This window comes from Pseudomonas sp. DG56-2 (assembly GCF_004803755.1).
Taxonomy (GTDB): domain Bacteria; phylum Pseudomonadota; class Gammaproteobacteria; order Pseudomonadales; family Pseudomonadaceae; genus Aquipseudomonas; species Aquipseudomonas auratipiscis.
Map to the genome: position 1 here is coordinate 2457909 of NZ_CP032311.1, position 18672 is coordinate 2476580.

An 18672-nucleotide genomic window follows, 5' to 3' on the forward strand; every position below is an offset into this window, starting at 1 on the left:
AAGTGATTACGGCAACCCGTAAAGATTGCCACGGGCCGGGGCTCAACGGTAGGTAATGAGCTCCGGCACCTTCAACAGCTGCACGTGGGCTTGGCTATTGAAGGAAGCCAGGGCCACCTCGCTGCCACGAAACTTCAATTGGCTGAGCGAGGTGTTGATGATCTGCCAGTTCAGCTCGAAAGCCTGGCTGGCAGTAATACGGATAACCCGGTGGAGCAGGGCAGTGATGGTGCCGCCAGAGGTAAAAATTGCAATGTTGTCGCCATGGCTGGCCTGATCCAGTACCCGGTGCAGGCCGGCTTCGACACGCTCGACGAAAACGTGCCAGGACTCACAGCCTTCGCAGGCGTGTTCGCCACCGTGCCAGCGCTGGATCAGCAGTGCAAACAAGCGCTGGAACTCTCTACGATTCTGCGCACCGTTGCGCAGAATGTGGCGTGCTTCAGGTTCGTCCGGCAACAGGCCCGGCAGCAGGCTGCGAATGACCGCGTCGGCGTCGAACTCATTGAAGGCGTCGTCAGTTTCCAACTGTGGTACCTGAACGCCGCTATCATGCATGCTCTGCAGGGCCAGGCGAGCGGTGTCCTGTTGACGACGCAAGTTGCCGGCCAGGCAGCGATCAAGGCGTATACCCAACTGGGCCAAATGCTGACCAAGTGCTTCGCTCTGGCGCATGCCCACGGGAGAGAGGACGTCATAGTCGTCTGCACCGAAGGAGGCCTGGCCATGTCGAATAAGGTAAATACTGCCCACGTCGTACGCCTGCGGTAAGAATGAGCCCGAGGTTAGGTTGCCTCCGGCAGACTGTCAACGAAAAAACATACAAGCGTTTGAAAAGAGCGTTTGAACTGCGTTGCTGGACGTTTCCTACGCTGGTAGGGGCAAGGCGGCGCCGGTATGCTTGACTATCGGTTCGCGCCGTTCGGGCGCTGGCATGTTAAGGAGTTACTGTGGAGTTTCTTGCAGAGTACGCAAGCTTTCTCGCCAAAACCGCGACCTTGGTGATCGCGATTTTAATTGTCCTCTCGGCGATTGCCGGGCTGCGCGGCAAAGGCCGGCGCAAAGCTGGCGGGCAATTGCAGGTCAACAAGCTCAACGAGTTCTACAAGGACTTGCGTGATCGCCTGGAAAGCAGCTTGTTGGATAAAGCCCAGCTCAAGGCGCTGCGCAAGCAGCAAGCCAAGGCGCAAAAACAGCAGAAGAAAACACCGGAAGATAAACCGCGGGTGTTCGTGCTGGATTTTGATGGTGATATCAAGGCATCGGCCACTGAGAGCCTGCGTCATGAAATCACCGCCGTGCTCAGTCTTGCCACCCCGCGCGACGAGGTGGTGGTACGCCTGGAAAGCGGTGGCGGCATGGTTCACAGCTACGGTCTGGCCTCTTCGCAACTGGCGCGTATTCGCCAGGCAGGCGTGCCGTTGACGATTTGTATCGACAAGGTCGCTGCCAGTGGCGGCTACATGATGGCGTGTATTGGTGACAAGATCATCAGTGCCCCGTTTGCCATCCTCGGCTCGATTGGTGTGGTTGCACAGCTACCCAACGTCAATCGCCTGTTGAAAAAACACGATGTCGATTTCGAGGTGTTTACGGCAGGTGAATACAAACGCACGGTGACGGTGTTTGGTGAAAACACCGAAAAGGGCCGGGAGAAGTTCCAGGAAGATCTGGACGTCACCCACCAACTGTTCAAGGACTTCGTATCGCGCTATCGCCCGCAGTTGCACATTGATGATGTGGCCACTGGCGAAGTCTGGCTGGGTGTGGCTGCGCTCAACAAGCAACTTGTCGACGAGCTCAAAACCAGTGATGAATACCTGGGTGAACGTGCGCGTGATTCGAGTCTCTACCATCTGCATTATGCCGAGCGCAAAAGCCTGCAGGAGCGGGTCGGCCTGGCAGCGAGTGGTTCGATCGAGAACACCCTGCTGGGGCTGTGGAGCAAGCTTGGGCAATGGCGCTGAGCAATATGTAACGCCAATGCATGAGTAGTTTGGCTTTTCCTGTGGCTTCACCCTCCACAGGAAAAGCAAGCATGGCCACCTCTCCAAATCTTTCCATTCCAGGCCTCAATGGCCGCTTTTTGAAAGAGCATCTACCTGACTGGCTCAAGCACGCCACGCCTGCCGACTTAAAGCGCTGGCGCGAAGGACTGCTCCCAGCTCAATTTACCTCGGATGGTCAGGCAGACTGGTTCACACAAGCCAGTGAGGCGGACCGTGAAGCGCTGAACAACGCGCAAAAACGCAGCCGAACCTCCAGCCAGGCCCTGGCCCGTGCACTGAAGAACCTTCAGCCGTTGAGCGCTTTCGCTGAGCCTTTGCTGATGGACAAGCTGACCGCGGAGTTGGACGAGGTGTTTGATGTAAACACCACGCAGTTGGTGGAGATCCACTACGAGGCTGTCCTGCTCGGATCCATGCTTCGACTCCAACCGCGCCGACAAACCCTCATGCAAGCTGCCTTGCAGAACTTTGCCGCCGATACCGCGTTTGAAAAAGGCAGTGCATTGGCACCCCAAGGGGCCTTCGAACTGGAGCTAAAGTCCGACTCCACAGCTGCCAGGCCGCAATTTCAGTACCGTTACACCCGCAAACTGAAAACCAGACCAGAGTCTTTTGCCAAGTGGTGCCATGAGCTGGATCTGGGGGGCAAGTACCAAGCACATCTGAGCGAAGTGTTCGAGGCCCCAGAGACTGCGGATGAAGTGCGAACCCTGTCGATGAATGCCTACAAGGACAATTTGCGTCTTCTCGCCCAGACGGCGTTCATGAAGGGCGAGATTACGTCCTCGGCGCGACAGATGTTCAACCAATTGCTCGAAGGAAATCAGGCAGCGCTTTTCCATGGCAAACCTGTCAGCTGTCAAACGCTGACGATGTACCAATCGCCCCTGGGTGGTGTGCTGACGTTCAGTGCCAATCGCATTACCAGCAATGAGCAAGAGCCTATTGTCGCGTATTTCCCTGGAGCACCGTTGTACCCGCTCAAGGAATATCCTTCGGTGAAGGCGCTCAAGCAAGACCTGCGGGTAAACCTGCTGTCGCCAACCTATCGACAGTTGTTTCGCAGTTATGTACCTCAGCATGAGCAAGCCCATTTCTTCAAATTGCTCGATGAAAAGCTGCTCGACAACAGCGCAGAACTCGATCCAGGTGCCAACCTTCACCTCCGTGATGAGGTGATCGAAGGTGAGCTGTTTGATTATGTCCATGACCAGCAATTGGCGCGCCTCAAGGCCAGCGCCCTTGCGTTGGCCGTGCCCAGTGCACAGGTCGACGAGGAGGCCAGGAACAAACGTGTAGCGTACTGGGAAAGTATTGGCTTCAATGCGCTCAACGCTGCTGCGTTCATTGTCCCGGCTCTGGGTGGGGTAATGGCTGTTGTCGCCGGCTATCAGCTGCTCAACGAGGTCGTCGATGGCGCTCATGCTTGGGAGGCAGGTGATATCGATGAAGCCGTAGGCCATTTCGAGTCGGCTGCATTGAACCTCACATTGGCGATCGCAGGAGGTGTTGCTGGCAGCTCGGGCAGGCCGATAAACGCCAGTGAGCGTGTGGATGGACTGCTGCGCGTAACGCTGCCGGGGGGAGAGGAGCGATTATGGAAGCCTGACCTTGAACCCTACGCGCGCGATGTCGTGTTGACTGGCAGAGCTGCCGATGCCGAGGGTGTCTATCATCTTTCCGGCAAGCAATATATTCGCATCGATGAGCGCGTGTTTGAAGTGGCCAAGGACGCAGAGGGCGAATGGTCGATACGCCACCCTGAAGATGATCAGGCCTATCAGCCCGCGCTCACGCACAACGGCGAGGGCACCTGGCAGGCGATTGGCGAGCAACCCTTGCAATGGTCCCACGAGCAGTTGCTCAAACGTATCGGCGTCGCTGCGCATGGCCTGACTGAGGAAGAGCTTGAACAGGCTGTAAAAATCAGCGGCGTTGATGATGATGTGCTACGACGTATGCATCAGGATCACATGAAGATTCCGCCGCTGCTCAAGGAAGCCTTGCGTCGCTATCAGGTCGATCGCCGGGTAAGCAGGCTGATCACATGTCTGCGGGAAGGGGCACCCAATGCGCAGGGGCTGGGATTCGAGCCGACCCTGGCCCAGGACCTGACGCGCTGGCCACAGCTAGTCTTTGAGGTCTATGACGAAACCAACTTGAATCGCGAGCCTATACGCTACGGGGCACACCGCTGGCCCAGTGGACGCGTCATTCGATTATCCGTGCAAGAAATTTTTGCCAATAAACTGGCCGAGAAGGTACTCGCAGACCTGACGGATAGCGAAGCGATTGACCTGTTCGGTACAAGTGTCGAAGCCGACAAGCGCTTGGACGTGCTGCGTGCCCGGGTTGCCGAGCGAGCGTCAGCGCGCCGAGGCGAAATTTTCAAGGTGATGTACGAGGATGGCGGGCAGTCGCATTCCCCTGAACAGTTACGCCTTATGCGCGACTTCCCAACGCTGACCGATGCCGCTGCACTGGAAATAGCAGACGCCGCCGACGCTGCCGAGCTTAAGCAGTTGCAGGCAAATGAAGGTCGCGTCCCGATGCGCCTGGCTGAAGAGGCGCGTATCTATCAACGCCAGATTGTCCTGGGTCGAGCGATACAAGGGTTGCATCGCCCAACGCTGGCCAGCTTAGACAGCGACCGGCTGGCATTGGGCTTATTGGGCACGTTGCCAGGCTGGTCCGATACGGTACGTGTGGAAATGCGTGAGAACGGCTTGTCTGGTCGCTTGCTGGCCAGCGTAGGCAGCGCCGGGGGCGAACTCAAGTCGTTGGTGCGTCAAGAGGGGCTTTTTAGCGTGTTTGATGCCCAGGGGTTGGAGCTGGCCAAAGGCGAAGAGATTGGCGCTTCATTACTCAAGGCCTTACCCGACAGTGAGCGCCAAGCCATGGGCCTGGAAGTAAATGATAGCCACAGACTGTGTCGAGCTTTGTATGCGCAGGCAATCGGCGACCAGGCGGTGGCGGCAAAATTGCTTGGTCAGCAATCGATAAAACCTTGGTTTCGTGCACCTATGCGCCTTGCCGATGGCCGCGTCGGTTATCCCCTTGGCGGAACCGTAGGTAGTCTGGCAGTCAACGCCAAGCTCCAGGCGCTGTATCCAGAGTTGACCGCTGGCGAGCTTGAGGCGATGAAAGCGCGGCTGTTGGTCGAGAATCAGACCATGGGCGATGCGCTGTTCAAATTGGACGCCGAGCGTACAGCGTTAAACCAAACGCTTGCGCAGTGGGTTCAAGCGAGCACTAGCGACTTTCAACGCAGTGCGCGAGTGCGACTAAGAGAGCGGCTGATAAACGCCTGGCATCGAAAAGGCAGGCGTCGTCGCGCAGAGCTGATACTCGATGAACCGGATGCCGGCGCTCTACCTGCGCTATCGGCGCGCTACGAACATATTCGAAGGTTGATCGTGCAGCCTATGCATCTGCAGCAACTACCAGTCGGCTTTTTGCGCTGTTTCCCCAAGCTCCAGATGTTGTCGTTGACGGGCAACCCACTGGGCGTCATTCCTGCGGATGTCGCGGCATTGACCGATTTACGTCAATTGACCCTGACAGAGGCCTGGTTGGAAAGTAGCGACGACATGTTCGAGGTGCTCAGGCCTTTGGTGAGGCTGCAGTCGCTGGAACTGCAGAACAATCATCTAGAGAGCATCCCCGCCTCAGCAGCGCAAGCCCTGGCATCATTGCCTGTTCTGGGGCGACTGAACCTGAGTGGCAACGCGATGGCCTTGAGCAGTACAGCGTTAGAAGTACTGAATGCTTTACCCCTGCGCTTTCTGGACTTGAGCAACACTGAGCTGGTGCTCGACGAAGTCGGCGCCCACGCTTTCGCAGGTTTTACCCACCTGCAGCGCCTGAATTTGAACGGTAATCCGCTGGGCAGCGTGGTGGAACTTGCGGGCTTGTCGCAATTGCAGCATCTGGGCCTTAGGAATTGCCAGTTGACGCAGTGGCCGGAGGGACTGCTCGCGCTGATGAACCAGGATGCCTATGCGTTGCGAACGGTGGACTTGAGTCACAACCAGCTGACGCAAGTGCCCGATCTGGCGGGCACGCATTTTGGCGCGGGCCTGGCGCGCAACGCTGATGGCCTGCATGAGCTGGATATGTATTTCAATCCGCTCGATGCACAGAGTATTGCGCATTTGAACACCGTTGCTGCGGCGTTTCACTCTGAGGTGGAAGTGCGTATGCAGCCAGATTTCTCCTGGGTTGAAGGGGCAAGCCAGAGCCAGCGCAACCTGTGGCACGAGCTGTTTCAGCAGCAGCGCCACAGGGCGCTGAACGATGTGCTTTCCCGACTTGCCTTGTCCAGTGAGTTCGAGCGCAACGCCGCCGACCTACGTGCCCGGGTCTGGTCTATGCTGCAACTGGCCTCTGAGCACACTCAGCTCAGGGAGGATCTGGTCGATATTGCCGGGACGTTCCCTGTTACTTGCGGCGATGCTGGTGCCGACGCCTTCAGCGCCTTGGAAATTGCGGTGCTGGTATTTCAGCGCAGTCTCGAGGCCAATACCGGCGAGCGGGCAGGGGCGTTGATCAAACTCTACGCTCAGCTGTTTCGCCGCCATGAAGTAGAGCGAATGGCAGATGCTCTATCGCTGGCGCGGACGTTGCGACGCCAGGCGCTGGTTGCCCAGGGCGCACTCCCGGCGCTGGATCCGCTGGATGATATCAGCGATAGCGTACTCGTTCGTCAAGGTGTCGATGACATCGAAATACGATTGCTGCTGCGCCAGGGGCTGGCAGAGGCGCTGGATTATCCGGAACCTTCGAACGGCATGCTGTTCGAGGCCACCGCCAACGTTTCGTCACAGACGATCACCAGGGTGGCTGGCGCGGTCAGGGCGCGCGATACGCTTGCCAATCGCCAGGCATGGATGGTGGATGAAAGCAGTTGGCAGCGTTACCTCAAACAGCGCTATGGCGATCAATTTGATCAGGTGTCGACGGTCTGGGCTGAAGGCCTGGAATACTTGAGTTACTGCGACGAATCGTCCGAGGAGGTGCCCGATTTGCTCGATAGTGAGGTTCTGGCGGTGCTGCGTACCGTGCTCGAGGGAGAACCGCTGGATGAGGCTGGTGCGTTGCGTCGACTGCGTATCCGTGATGGATACCTGGCGGCGGTCGATACTTTGGCAAGCGCGCGTAACCGTGCCGAGGTGGCCCTTATGAAGCGTTTGACCCAGGCCTTGTCTGCCTCGTAACAAACCGATGATGCAAGAAAAAGGGCAGTGGATTCGTTTGCCAATGAATCCACTGCCCCTGATCAGCATCGAGACTTAACGGCGACGGAACAACGGTTGCGGCTCGTCAGTGGACGCCTGGTAGGTCACGGAGAAGTCCTTGAGGCTTTCCAGTGCTTCTACCGGGTCCTTGTCGGCACGCAGGGCGAAGGCGTCGAAGCCGCAGCGCTTCATGTAGAACAATTGGTCGCGCAGCACATCGCCGATGGCGCGCAGCTCGCCAGTGAACTTGTAGCGATCACGCAGCAGGCGCGCATTGGAGTAGTTGCGCCCGTCAGTGAACGCCGGGAAATTCAGCGCGATGACCTGGAAGTTGCCGACGAACTCGCCGATTTCCTCTGCTTCTTCGTCCGCGTCCAGCCACACACCCAGACCGCCATCGCGGGCTTTGAGGGCATGACCGTGGTCGCGCCACAACTGCAGCGGAACAATGTAGTCGTCGCAGTTGGTCAACTCGTCGAAATTAGCGTCCTTGGGCAGCAGGTGCCAGGTTTCGTCGACGATCTCGTTGTTCTTAATTATTCGCTGCATAGACGCGCTCCTTGAAAGGGTCGATGCCAATACGTTGGTAGGTGTCGATGAAGCGCTCGTCTTCGGTACGTTTTTCAACATAGACGTCGATCAGCTTCTCGATCACATCCGGCATGGCGTCCTGGGCGAAAGAAGGGCCGAGAATCTTGCCCAGGCTAGCGTCGCGACTGGCGCTGCCACCGAGGGAAACCTGATAGAACTCTTCGCCTTTCTTGTCTACCCCAAGAATGCCGATGTGGCCGACGTGGTGGTGACCACAGGCGTTCATGCAGCCAGAGATGTTCAGGTCCAGTTCGCCGATATCGAACAGATAGTCCAGATCGTCGAAGCGGCGCTGGATGGACTCGGCAATCGGAATCGATTTGGCGTTGGCCAGCGAGCAGAAGTCACCACCGGGGCAGCAGATGATGTCGGTGAGCAAACCAATGTTCGGTGTGGCGAAGCCGCCTTCACGCAGTTCCAGCCACAGGGCGTGCAGTTGGCTCTGCTCGACATCGGCAAGAATGATGTTCTGCTCGTGGGAGGTGCGCAACTGGCCGAAGCTGTAGCGATCGGCCAGATCGGCAACCGCATCGAGCTGCTTGTCGGTCAGGTCGCCAGGCGCTACACCGGTGGGCTTTAGCGACAAGGTCACGGCAACGTAGCCCGGCTTCTTGTGCGCCAGCACGTTGCGAGTGCGCCAGCGCGCAAAGCCTGGGTTCTGCAGTTCGAGTTCGCTGAAGTCGAGGTTGTCGAGCAGCTTGTAGTCCGGGTCGACGAAGTGCTTGGCCACACGGTGCACTTCGGCTTCGGTCAGCGTGGTGCTGCCGCCGCGCAGGTGAACCATTTCGGCATCGACTTTCTCGGCAAAGACTTCAGGGGTCAGTGCTTTGACCAGGATCTTGATCCGCGCCTTGTACTTGTTGTCGCGACGGCCGTAGCGGTTGTAGACCCGCAGGATCGCATCCAGGTAGCTGAGCAGGTCCTGCCACGGCAGGAACTCATTGATGAAGGCGCCAACTACCGGAGTACGGCCCAGGCCGCCACCCACCAATACGCGGAAGCCCAGCTCACCGGCAGCGTTGTACACCGGCTCCAGGCCGATGTCGTGCACTTCGATGGCGGCGCGGTCGCTGCTCGAGCCGTTGATCGCGATTTTGAACTTGCGCGGCAGGTAGGCGAACTCGGGGTGGAACGTGGTCCATTGACGGACGATTTCACACCATGGGCGTGGATCGATCACTTCGTCGGCGGCGACACCTGCGAACTGGTCGGTGGTGACGTTGCGCAGGCAGTTGCCGCTGGTCTGGATCGCGTGCATCTGCACGGTAGCCAGTTCAGCCAGGATCTCCGGGATGTCTTCCAGGGCTGGCCAGTTGTACTGCACGTTCTGCCGGGTGCTGATGTGGGCATAGCCCTTGTCGTAGTCGCGCGCGATTTTCGCCAGCATCCGCGTTTGTCGCGACGTCAGCTGGCCATAAGGCACGGCGACTCGCAACATCGGGGCAAAACGTTGAATATAGAGGCCATTTTGCAGGCGCAATGGGCGGAACTCTTCTTCGCTCAGCTCTCCGGCCAGGTAGCGGCGGGTCTGATCACGGAACTGCTTGACGCGGTCCTCGATGATCCGCTGATCGTACTCGTCATATACGTACATAGGGGTCCTGTTCTCAAGCTGCTTGCAGCTAATCGCGCGCACGGCCGCGCACTCCCAAAGCGGAGCGGGAGGAACGATAGCAGTTTGCGGTTATACGCAAAAGTGATGTTTTAGCATATGAAAAGAACCATTTGGACTAAGTGAGATTGACTGCCATTTGGCCGTTTGACCCGTCACGGTGTTTATAATTGACGGTTTTGAATAGCAGGAGAGCTCCACATGCTCAAGGCCTTGTGCCAAAGCCTTTGCCTGAGTCTGCCGCTGGCAGCCGGGGCACAGGCTGCATCGGTGGTTTTTCTCAATCCGGGCTATTCCAATGAAACCTTTTGGCTCAGCTATTCGAACTTCATGCAGGCTGCGGCAAAAGACCTGGGCATGCAGTTGCGCATCGAATACAGCGAGCGGCAATCGGAATTGGCCCTTGTTCAGGCACGCCAGGTGCTTGAGGGCAATCCGCGTCCAGACTATCTGGTGTTAGTCAATGAACAGTATGTGGCCCCAGAAATCATCCGCCTTTCGCGCGACAGTGGGGTCAAGCTGTTCCTGGTCAACAATGGTCTGACCGCCGACCAGGCGCGATTGATTGAGCAGAACCCGGACAAGTACCCGCCACTGCTGGGCACACTGGTGAGCAATGATGAGCAGGCCGGGTACCAGATGCTCAAGGAACTGATAGCCCTGCACACGCACAAGGCTGGTAATCAGCCTGTGGAGTTGCTGGCGTTTTCCGGCCTGAAGACGACCCCGGCCGCGTATCTGCGCGAGCAGGGTATGCGCCGGGCCTTGGCCGAACACCCGGAGATTCGCTTGCGTCATGTGGTGCGCAGTGGTTGGGGCCAGCAGCGCGCTTACGAGCAGGCGCAGCAACTGCTCAAGCGCTATCCGAATATTGATCTGGTCTGGTCGGCGAATGACGAAATGGCCTTTGGTGTCATGCAGGCATTTGTCGAAACAGGTCGCACGCCAGGCAAGGACGTCTTGTTCAGTGCCGTCAATAGCTCCGTGGAAGCGTTGCAGGCGCGCATTGACGGCACCCTCAGCGTGTTGATGGGCGGGCACTTTTCCATGGGCGGTTGGGCAATGGTATTACTGCACGATGATGCGCTGAATCTGCCAATCGATCGAGACGGCAAAAGGTTTCACCAAGTGCCAGTGTTGCAGATGATCGACCCCATGCAGGCCAGGCGTTGGCTGAAATTGCAGGGCCAGGCCGACTACGGGCTGGACTTCAATCGCTTCAGTGCCCAGGGCCGCCCCCAAGACTATAGGTATCCGTTCCTCAACGCGCCGGTCAACTATTGAAAAGTCCCTGCTTGAGCAAAGGTCATTACTGAACTTAACTGCTACGGGTGACATGCATTCCCATAACCACTACAAGAGGCGATGCAATGGGAAACTCGACCAAAGCGGGTAAGGCAGACAGTAGTGTGGATGCCTGGGCAATTCTCTGTCTGATCATCCTGGTTGTTGTGACCGCCGTGTATTGGGTCAGCCACCAGTGACAACACGCCAAGCGTAAGCACTGACCGCCCGCAGAATGGACATCTGTGGGCGGATTGCATTGTCAGCGGGTCAGCGCGCGGTCAAGTGCATGGCCAGTTGTACCAACCCCACCAATACCAGAATGAAGATCAAGGTGAAGACGGTGCCCAGCGCAATAAAATGGCTGGCCTTGCCGTAGGTAAAATCGCGGGCGCGATTCTTGCCGCTCTGCACGCCGAACGCCGCTGCCAGAATGCTCTGCAGCATCTGCCAGAGGGTGGGTGGTTTGCCTTGCACTGGATCGTCCATGAGAGGCTCCTTGGAATAGGCATCCCCCTCATTGTAGGTGACAGTTGCGCGCTTTCAATTGCAAGCTGCAAGAAGGCACCGGGCCTTTTGCAGCTTGCAGCTTGCAGCTTTTAGTTTTCATATCCCAGGTTAGGTGCCAGCCAGCGCTCGGTTACGCTCAGGTCCTGGGCTTTGCGGGCGGTGTAGCTCTCGATCTGGTCCTTGTCGACTTTGCCCACTGCGAAGTATTGCGCCTGTGGGTGGGCGAAGTACCAGCCGCTCACCGCAGCTGCCGGGAACATGGCGAAGTGTTCGGTAAGGAACACGCCGCTAGGGCCTGTCTCGCCAATGGCGGTGCCGTCGAGCAGCTTGAACAGGGTTTCCTTTTCGGTGTGATCCGGGCAGGCTGGGTAGCCGGGGGCAGGGCGGATACCGGAGTACTGTTCCTTGATCAGCGCTTCGTTGTCCAGGTGCTCGTCTTTAGCGTAACCCCAATAGTCTTTGCGCACTTGCTCGTGTAGCCACTCGGCACAGGCTTCGGCCAGGCGGTCGGCAAGGGCCTTGACCATGATCGAATTGTAGTCGTCGCCTTTGTCCTGATATGCCTTGGCCACTTCCTCGGCACCGATACCTGCGGTGGTGATGAAGCCGCCGACGTAGTCGGTAATGCCGGATTCTTTCGGCGCGACGAAGTCGGCCAAGGAGAAGTTCGGCTTGTTATCCGGCTTGATGGTCTGCTGGCGCAAATGGTGGAGTTTGGCCAATGGTTGGCCGTCTTCGCCATACACTTCGATGTCGTCGTGATCGACCTGGTTGGCCGGCCAGAAGCCGAACACCGCACGGGCGCTGATCAGCTTCTCGTCGATCAGCTTGGTGAGCATCTCCTTGGCATCCTTGAACAGCGCGGTGGCCGCTTCACCGACCACTTCGTCGGTAAGAATACGTGGGTACTTGCCTGCCAGGTCCCAGGAAATGAAGAACGGCGTCCAGTCGATGTACTCGGCGAGCACGTTGAGATCGATATTCTCCAGCACTTTGACACCGGTGAAGCTTGGCTTCGCGGGTCTGTAGCCTGCCCAGTCGTATGCCGGCTTGGCGGCGATCGATTTCTCGTAGCTCAAGCGTTCGGTGCGGGCACTGCGATTGGCAGTACGCTCGCGTACTTCGATGTAGTCCAGGCGGGTCTTTTCGACGAAGCCGGGCTTGAGTTCCTTGGACAGCAGTTGCGTGGCAACCCCCACGGCACGCGAGGCGTCGGTCACGTAGACCACCGCATCGTTGCTGTATTTGGGTTCGATCTTCACCGCCGTGTGCGCCTTGGAGGTGGTCGCACCACCGATCATCAGCGGCAGGTGGAAGTCCTGGCGCTGCATTTCCCGGGCGACATGAACCATTTCGTCCAGCGACGGGGTGATCAAGCCGGACAGACCGATGATGTCGCACTTCTGCTCACGGGCAGTCTGCAGGATTTTTTCGGCCGGAACCATTACACCCAGATCTACGATGTCGTAGCCGTTGCAGCCGAGCACCACGCCGACGATGTTCTTGCCGATGTCGTGCACGTCACCCTTGACCGTGGCCATGAGGATCTTGCCCTTGGCTTCAGGCTTGTCGCCTTTTTCCAATTCAATGAACGGGATCAGGTGGGCTACCGCCTGTTTCATCACGCGCGCAGATTTAACGACCTGCGGCAGGAACATCTTGCCTGCGCCGAACAAGTCCCCCACCACGTTCATGCCGCTCATCAGAGGGCCTTCGATGACCTCGATAGGTCGCGCGCATTGCTGACGGCACAGCTCGGTGTCTTCGACGATAAAGGCAGTGATGCCTTTGACCAGGGCGTGTTCCAGGCGCTTGTCAACGGGTAGCGAACGCCACTCTTCGTTTTCGATTTCCTTGACGGCGCCGCCACCTTTGTAGTCGTCGGCGATGGCCAGCAGGGCGTCGGTGCCTTCCGGGGTGCGGTTGAGCACCACGTCTTCGACTTTCTCGCGCAGCACCGCCGGGATCTCGTCGTAGATCTCCAACTGGCCGGCGTTGACGATACCCATGGTCAGGCCGTTCTGGATCGCATGGTAGAGGAACACCGAGTGGATCGCCTCGCGCACCGGGTTGTTGCCGCGGAACGAGAACGATACGTTGGATACCCCGCCGCTGGTCAGGGCGTAGGGCAGGTGATCGCGAATGTAGGCGCAGGCTTCAATGAAGTCGACGGCATAGTTGTTGTGCTCTTCGATGCCGGTGGCCACGGCAAAAATGTTCGGGTCGAAGATAATGTCTTCTGGGGGAAAGCCCACTTCATTGACCAGGATGTCGTAGCTGCGTTTACAGATTTCACGCTTGCGTTCGGCGGTATCGGCCTGACCAACCTCGTCGAAGGCCATCACTACCACGGCTGCGCCGTAGCGTTTGCAAAGCTTGGCGTGATGCTTGAAGGCTTCGACGCCTTCTTTCATCGAGATCGAGTTGACGATCCCCTTGCCCTGGATGCACTTGAGACCCGCCTCGATCACCTCCCACTTGGAGGAGTCGATCATGATCGGTACACGGGAAATGTCGGGTTCGCCGGCGATCAGGTTGAGGAACTTGACCATGGCCGCCTGGGAATCAAGCATCCCTTCGTCCATGTTGATGTCAATCACCTGGGCACCTGCTTCGACCTGCTGCAGGGCGACTTCCAGGGCTTCGGTGTAGTTCTCTTCACGAATCAGGCGGGCGAACTTGGCAGAACCGGTGATGTTGGTCCGCTCGCCGACGTTGACGAACAGCGAGCTGCGATCAATGGTGAACGGCTCCAGTCCCGACAGGCGACAAGCCTTGGGAATGTCTGGAATGACGCGAGGTGGGTACTTGGCCACCGCCTCGGCAATCGCCTGGATATGGCCTGGTGTCGTGCCGCAGCAACCGCCAATGATGTTGAGGAAACCGCTAGCAGCGAATTCTTCGACCACTGCGGCCATTTCAGCCGGGGTTTCGTCGTACTCACCAAAAGCGTTGGGCAGGCCGGCGTTAGGGTGCGCAGACACATGGGTGCCAGCTTTGGTCGACAGCTCTTCCAGGTATGGACGCAGGTCCTTGGCACCCAGTGCGCAGTTCAGGCCTACCGAGATCGGGTTGGCATGGCGCACCGAGTTCCAGAAGGCTTCGGTGGTCTGCCCCGACAGCGTACGCCCAGACGCGTCGGTAATGGTTCCGGAAATCATGATCGGCAATTCCAGGCCGTCTTCTTCGAACACCTGCTGCACGGCGAAGATTGCCGCCTTGGCGTTAAGGGTGTCGAAGATCGTCTCGATCAGGATCAGATCGGCGCCGCCTTCGATCAGGCCACGGGTCGCTTCGGTGTAGTTTTCTACCAACAGGTCGAAAGTAACGTTGCGATAACCTGGGTCGTTGACGTCTGGGGAAATCGAGCAGGTGCGGCTGGTCGGGCCGAGCACACCGGCAACGAAGCGCGGCTTTTCCGGCGTTTCCAGTGTTTTCGCATCGGCAACCTGCCGTGCGATGCGAGCACCCTCGACGTTCAATTCGTAGACCAGCGATTCCATGCCGTAGTCAGCTTGGGAAACCTGCGTGGCGTTGAAGGTGTTGGTCTCGAGAATATCGGCACCTGCGTCCAGGTAGGCCTTCTCGATCGCTGCGATCACATCGGGGCGCGAGAGCAACAGCAGGTCGTTGTTGCCTTTGACATCGCTTGGCCAATCAGCGAAGCGCGTGCCACGATAGTCGTGTTCCTCCAGGCGGTAGCTTTGGATCATAGTACCCATACCGCCATCGAGAATCAGAATGCGCTCTTTGAGTGCTTGCTGAAGTGCTTGGAGACGAGCGCTGCGGTCAGACATTAGGACTACCTGGTCGGGCAAAGACAAAAGTTGCGGAATAATAACAAAGCTGCGCGGTTTTTAGACGTGTCGAGGATTTACATGAATTTCATTCATGTTGGCGCGCCGCCAGCACCGGTAGAATCGTGAAGCTTTCAATACCCAGGACTCTTGGCACATGGTGCATCGTTTACTTGCCGGCGCATTCGCTCTGCTCATCAGCGGCGCAGCGTTTGGGCAAGCCCCCCAATCGAGCTCGGCTATTTCGTATACCCGGGATGTTCAACCGATCTTCACCCAGAAGTGCGTGGCCTGCCACGCCTGCAACGACGCTGCCTGCCAGTTGAATCTGGGCAGTGCTGAAGGCGCTTCGCGCGGCGCTTCAAAAGTGCCGGTCTATCAAGGCGACCGCAGTACAGCCGTCGCGCCAACCCGGCTGTTCTACGACGCCCACAGCACCGAGGCCTGGCAACGCAAGGGTTTCTATTCGGTGCTGGATAATCAGGGCAGCCAGGCTGCGCTGATGGCGCGAATGCTCGAATTGGGCCACAAGACCCCGTTGACGCCCAATGCCAAGCTGCCCGAAGACATTGTGTTAGGCCTTAACCGCAACAATATGTGCCCGCAGCCCGGTGAATTCGACGCTTATGCTGGCGCCCATCCAAAAGAAGGTATGCCGTTGGCCGTCACAGGCCTCACCGAAGCCGAGTACCAGACCCTGCAGCGTTGGCTGGCAGCCGGTGCACCAGTGGAGAGCAACCCGATTCAAGCCAGTAGCACGGAAGCTGCGCAGATCGCCGATTGGGAAGCGCTGCTCAACCGTCCGGGGTCTACCGAGGCACTGGTGGGGCGGTGGTTATACGAACATTTGTTCCTCGCCCACATCTATTTCGTGGGTGGGGAGCCAGGGCATTTCTTCCAGTGGGTGCGTTCGCGAACGCCCAGTGGCCAGCCGATCGACTTGATTGCAACGCGTCGTCCCAATGATCCGCCGGGCACCGATTTTTATTATCGGCTGATGCCGGTACAGGGTGTGATTGTGCACAAGACTCACATCACTTACCCGATGGGCCCGCAAAAGCTCAAACGCGTCAAACAGCTGTTCTATAGCGGCGACTGGCATGCCAATGCGTTGCCAGGCTACGGCCCGCGTCACCGCGCCAACCCGTTTGAAACCTTCGAAGCAATCCCGGCCGTGGCGCGCTACCAGTTCATGCTGGATAACGCCGAGTATTTCGTCCGTACCTTCATTCGCGGCCCGGTTTGCCGTGGCCAGATTGCCACCGACGTTATTCGCGACCAGTTCTGGGCGCTGTTCCAGGAACCGGTGCATGATCGCTACGTGACTGATGCCGAGTACCGGGGCCAGGCGACACCTTTGTTGGCCATGCCGGGCCAGATCGACGACGTAGGCAGCATCATCAGTCTGTGGCACGCCTATCGCGACAAGCGCAACGAGTACGAGAAGTTGCGCCGCGATACCTACGCGGAGATGCCAGCGCCGAGCTGGTCAACGTTGTGGGCCGGTAATGACAATGCCTTGTTGACGATTTTCCGCCACTTCGACAGCGCTTCGGTAACCAAGGGCTTGATTGGCGATGTGCCGAAGACTATCTGGCTGTTCGACTATCCATTGCTTGAGCGCACCTACTATCAGCTGGCGGTCAATTTCGACGTTTATGGCAATGTCTCGCATCAAGCGCAGACGCGCTTGTACTTCGACTTGATCCGCAACGGTGCCGAGGTCAACTTCCTGCGCCTGATGCCAGCCGATGCGCGTAGCGCGATCCTTGGCGATTGGTACCAGAACAGTGGCAAGGTCAAGATGTGGCTGGACTATGAGGACATCGATACCGACACCCCGACTGCACTGAAACTCGACGCATCTGACCCCAAACGTGATTTCGGCTTAAAGCTGATCCAGCGCACCGGCAGCCTCAACGCCGCGCCTGATCCAATCAACCGTTGCCAGGGTGCGTACTGCTCGCGACCACAGATGAACGAAGAGTTTCGTGGCGTCGAGCAGACCTTGAGTCGCCTGGTGTCGCGTCCGGCAGCCGGGCTCAAGGTTATCGGTCAATTGCCCGAGGCGACCCTGTTGCGCATCGAAGACAAGAATGGCCAGCGTCTGGTCTACAGCCTGCTGCGCAACCGTGCTCACAGCAACGTTGCGTTCATGTTGGGTGAGGCTTACCGCTACCAACCGGGGCTGGATACCTTGACGCTGTACCCCGGAGTGCTTAGCAGCTATCCGAATTTTATGTTCAACGTGCCAGCAGCCGACGTGCCGGAGTTTGTCGAGGACCTGGAAGCAGCCCGTGACGACACTGGCAAATTCGAGCGCGTGGTCATGCGCTGGGGTGTGCGTCGTAGCCACCCGCAGTTCTGGCAGTACTTTCACGACCTCAGCCGCTATATCCAAGAGACTGAACCGGTGGAAGAGGGGGTTCTGGATATGAACCGCTACGAAAACCTCTGAAAGCGACCGCCGGGAAGGTCATCTGACCTTTCCCGGCCACCTGCGGTCCGAGTCCTTGACATGGCCCCGCCTGCAAGCGGGGCTTGAGTAGGATTCAGGCGCAGGTATCCGGATGTTGTTTTCGCTTCAGGCTTTAAGGGCACTTGCTGCCTGGGTGGTGGTTTGCCATCACTTCATGCAAATCTTTTTCGACTTCCACGCCAGTGGGCCGATCGGCCGCTTTCTGGTTGAGCGCGGCGCGGTGGGGGTGGATGTTTTCTTTGTTATCAGCGGGCTGGTGATCTACCTCTCGACCTGCGACAAGGTCATTGAACCCAAGCGCTTTTTGCTCAATAGAGCATTGCGCATTGTACCGGCCTATTGGTTTTACACGGCATTGATGGGCCTGCTGTTGCTGACTGCCCGACAGTGGATGCCGCACCAGGCTTTCGACCTTGAGCATTTCCTCTTGTCCCTGCTGTTCATCCCCGCGGAAAATCCCGGGGGGTATGGGCAGTACCCGACCTTGAACGTCGGCTGGACGCTGAACTACGAGATGTTTTTCTACCTGCTGTTCTCATTGGTGTTTCTGGTGCGTCAGCAGCACCGGTTGTTGCTGGTGGCAGCTGCGCTGTTGCTGGTCAGCGAAGTGCTGACCCGTGTCGGTTTGCTCAATCACTTCTACCGTAACAACATTGTCTATGAGTTTGTGCTGGGCATCGGCGTTGGCGTGCTTTATCGCCGGGGCTGGATTGCCCAGGGGGTGTGGCTGCCACTGGCAATCCTGTTGGCGGCGGGCGTGGCTATTCACTTTCTCGACGCCTCGCAGCGCTTGCTGCATTGGGGCTTGCCGAGTGCGTTGATAGTGCTGGCGTGTGTATCGCTGGAACCTTATTTCAAGGACAACCGCGTGCTCAAAGCCCTGGGCGATTGCTCGTATTCGGTGTACCTGGTGCATGTACTGGTGCTTTACGCCGGTTGGTTTGCCAGCCAACGGTTGCACTTGAATCCCTATGCGGTATTCAGCGTGTGCGTGCCGTTGATTGCGCTGTTGTCCTGGGCCAGCTATCAGTTGCTGGAAAAGCGTCTTTACCGGCGTATGCGCGACTGGTTTGCGCCGCCGGCGGGGGCGCAGGTACCCGCAATGCTTTCCCGACATAATTACTAGGACTTTGTTCGGCGGCCAGGTTGGCGT

General features: G+C 58.0%; 10 protein-coding genes. 5 read left to right on the forward strand and 5 right to left on the reverse strand.

Annotated features, from left to right (window positions below; translation table 11 throughout):
- Positions 1-42: 42 nt before the first annotated feature.
- Entirely contained in the window at positions 43-753 is a 711-nt protein-coding gene (locus D3Z90_RS11200) for a histidine phosphatase family protein (protein ID WP_136475834.1), read from the reverse strand.
- A gap of 197 nt (positions 754-950) precedes the next feature.
- Here D3Z90_RS11200 and sohB point away from each other — a divergent pair, with 197 nt between their 5' ends.
- Both sohB and D3Z90_RS11210 read left to right on the forward strand, forming a co-directional pair.
- A complete protein-coding gene (sohB, locus tag D3Z90_RS11205) occupies positions 951-1967 on the forward strand; it encodes a protease SohB (protein ID WP_136475836.1) in 1017 nt (338 codons plus the stop codon).
- 71 nt (positions 1968-2038) lie between these two features.
- Positions 2039-7225, forward strand: coding sequence for an NEL-type E3 ubiquitin ligase domain-containing protein (locus D3Z90_RS11210; RefSeq protein ID WP_168198459.1), 5187 nt, complete (start codon positions 2039-2041; stop codon positions 7223-7225).
- Positions 7226-7300: 75 nt separating this feature from the next.
- On the opposite strand, the gene D3Z90_RS11215 is transcribed toward D3Z90_RS11210, so the two are convergent.
- Together D3Z90_RS11215 and D3Z90_RS11220 are read right to left on the reverse strand one after the other, a co-directional pair.
- Complete coding sequence (locus tag D3Z90_RS11215) at positions 7301-7795, reverse strand: DUF934 domain-containing protein (protein ID WP_136475839.1); 495 nt, start codon at positions 7793-7795, stop codon at positions 7301-7303.
- Positions 7779-9431 (reverse strand): nitrite/sulfite reductase, encoded by a 1653-nt coding sequence (locus tag D3Z90_RS11220; protein WP_136475841.1) that lies wholly within the window; start codon positions 9429-9431, stop codon positions 7779-7781. Before D3Z90_RS11220 ends, D3Z90_RS11215 begins: the two co-directional genes overlap by 17 nt.
- Before the next feature lie 219 nt (positions 9432-9650).
- On the opposite strand from D3Z90_RS11220, the gene D3Z90_RS11225 reads away from it, so the two are divergent.
- The gene (locus tag D3Z90_RS11225; RefSeq protein ID WP_136475842.1) at positions 9651-10733 is read left to right on the forward strand and encodes an ABC transporter substrate-binding protein; all 1083 of its coding nucleotides are present in this window, start codon (positions 9651-9653) and stop codon (positions 10731-10733) included.
- Between the two features lie 270 nt (positions 10734-11003).
- On the opposite strand, the gene D3Z90_RS11230 is transcribed toward D3Z90_RS11225, so the two are convergent.
- Entirely contained in the window at positions 11004-11222 is a 219-nt protein-coding gene (locus tag D3Z90_RS11230; RefSeq protein WP_136475844.1) for a DUF2970 domain-containing protein, read from the reverse strand.
- A 110-nt stretch (positions 11223-11332) separates the two neighbouring features.
- A complete protein-coding gene (metH, locus tag D3Z90_RS11235) occupies positions 11333-15040 on the reverse strand; it encodes a methionine synthase (RefSeq protein ID WP_136475846.1) in 3708 nt (1235 codons plus the stop codon).
- A 157-nt stretch (positions 15041-15197) separates the two neighbouring features.
- Between metH and D3Z90_RS11240 the strand changes: the two genes are divergently transcribed.
- Together D3Z90_RS11240 and D3Z90_RS11245 are read left to right on the forward strand one after the other, a co-directional pair.
- On the forward strand, positions 15198-17498 hold the full coding sequence (locus tag D3Z90_RS11240; protein ID WP_136475848.1) for a fatty acid cis/trans isomerase: 2301 nt from the start codon (positions 15198-15200) through the stop codon (positions 17496-17498).
- Between the two features lie 112 nt (positions 17499-17610).
- Positions 17611-18645, forward strand: coding sequence for an acyltransferase (locus tag D3Z90_RS11245; RefSeq protein WP_136475849.1), 1035 nt, complete (start codon positions 17611-17613; stop codon positions 18643-18645).
- Positions 18646-18672 lie beyond the last annotated feature (27 nt).

Coding starts and splice junctions, on each gene's coding strand:
- D3Z90_RS11210 (WP_168198459.1), top strand. CDS start 2,039: ATGGCCACCTCTCCAAATCTTTCCATTCCAGGCCTCAATGGCCGCTTT.
- D3Z90_RS11215 (WP_136475839.1), bottom strand. CDS start 7,795: ATGCAGCGAATAATTAAGAACAACGAGATCGTCGACGAAACCTGGCAC.
- D3Z90_RS11220 (WP_136475841.1), bottom strand. CDS start 9,431: ATGTACGTATATGACGAGTACGATCAGCGGATCATCGAGGACCGCGTC.
- D3Z90_RS11225 (WP_136475842.1), top strand. CDS start 9,651: ATGCTCAAGGCCTTGTGCCAAAGCCTTTGCCTGAGTCTGCCGCTGGCA.
- D3Z90_RS11230 (WP_136475844.1), bottom strand. CDS start 11,222: ATGGACGATCCAGTGCAAGGCAAACCACCCACCCTCTGGCAGATGCTG.
- metH (WP_136475846.1), bottom strand. CDS start 15,040: ATGTCTGACCGCAGCGCTCGTCTCCAAGCACTTCAGCAAGCACTCAAA.
- D3Z90_RS11240 (WP_136475848.1), top strand. CDS start 15,198: ATGGTGCATCGTTTACTTGCCGGCGCATTCGCTCTGCTCATCAGCGGC.
- D3Z90_RS11245 (WP_136475849.1), top strand. CDS start 17,611: ATGTTGTTTTCGCTTCAGGCTTTAAGGGCACTTGCTGCCTGGGTGGTG.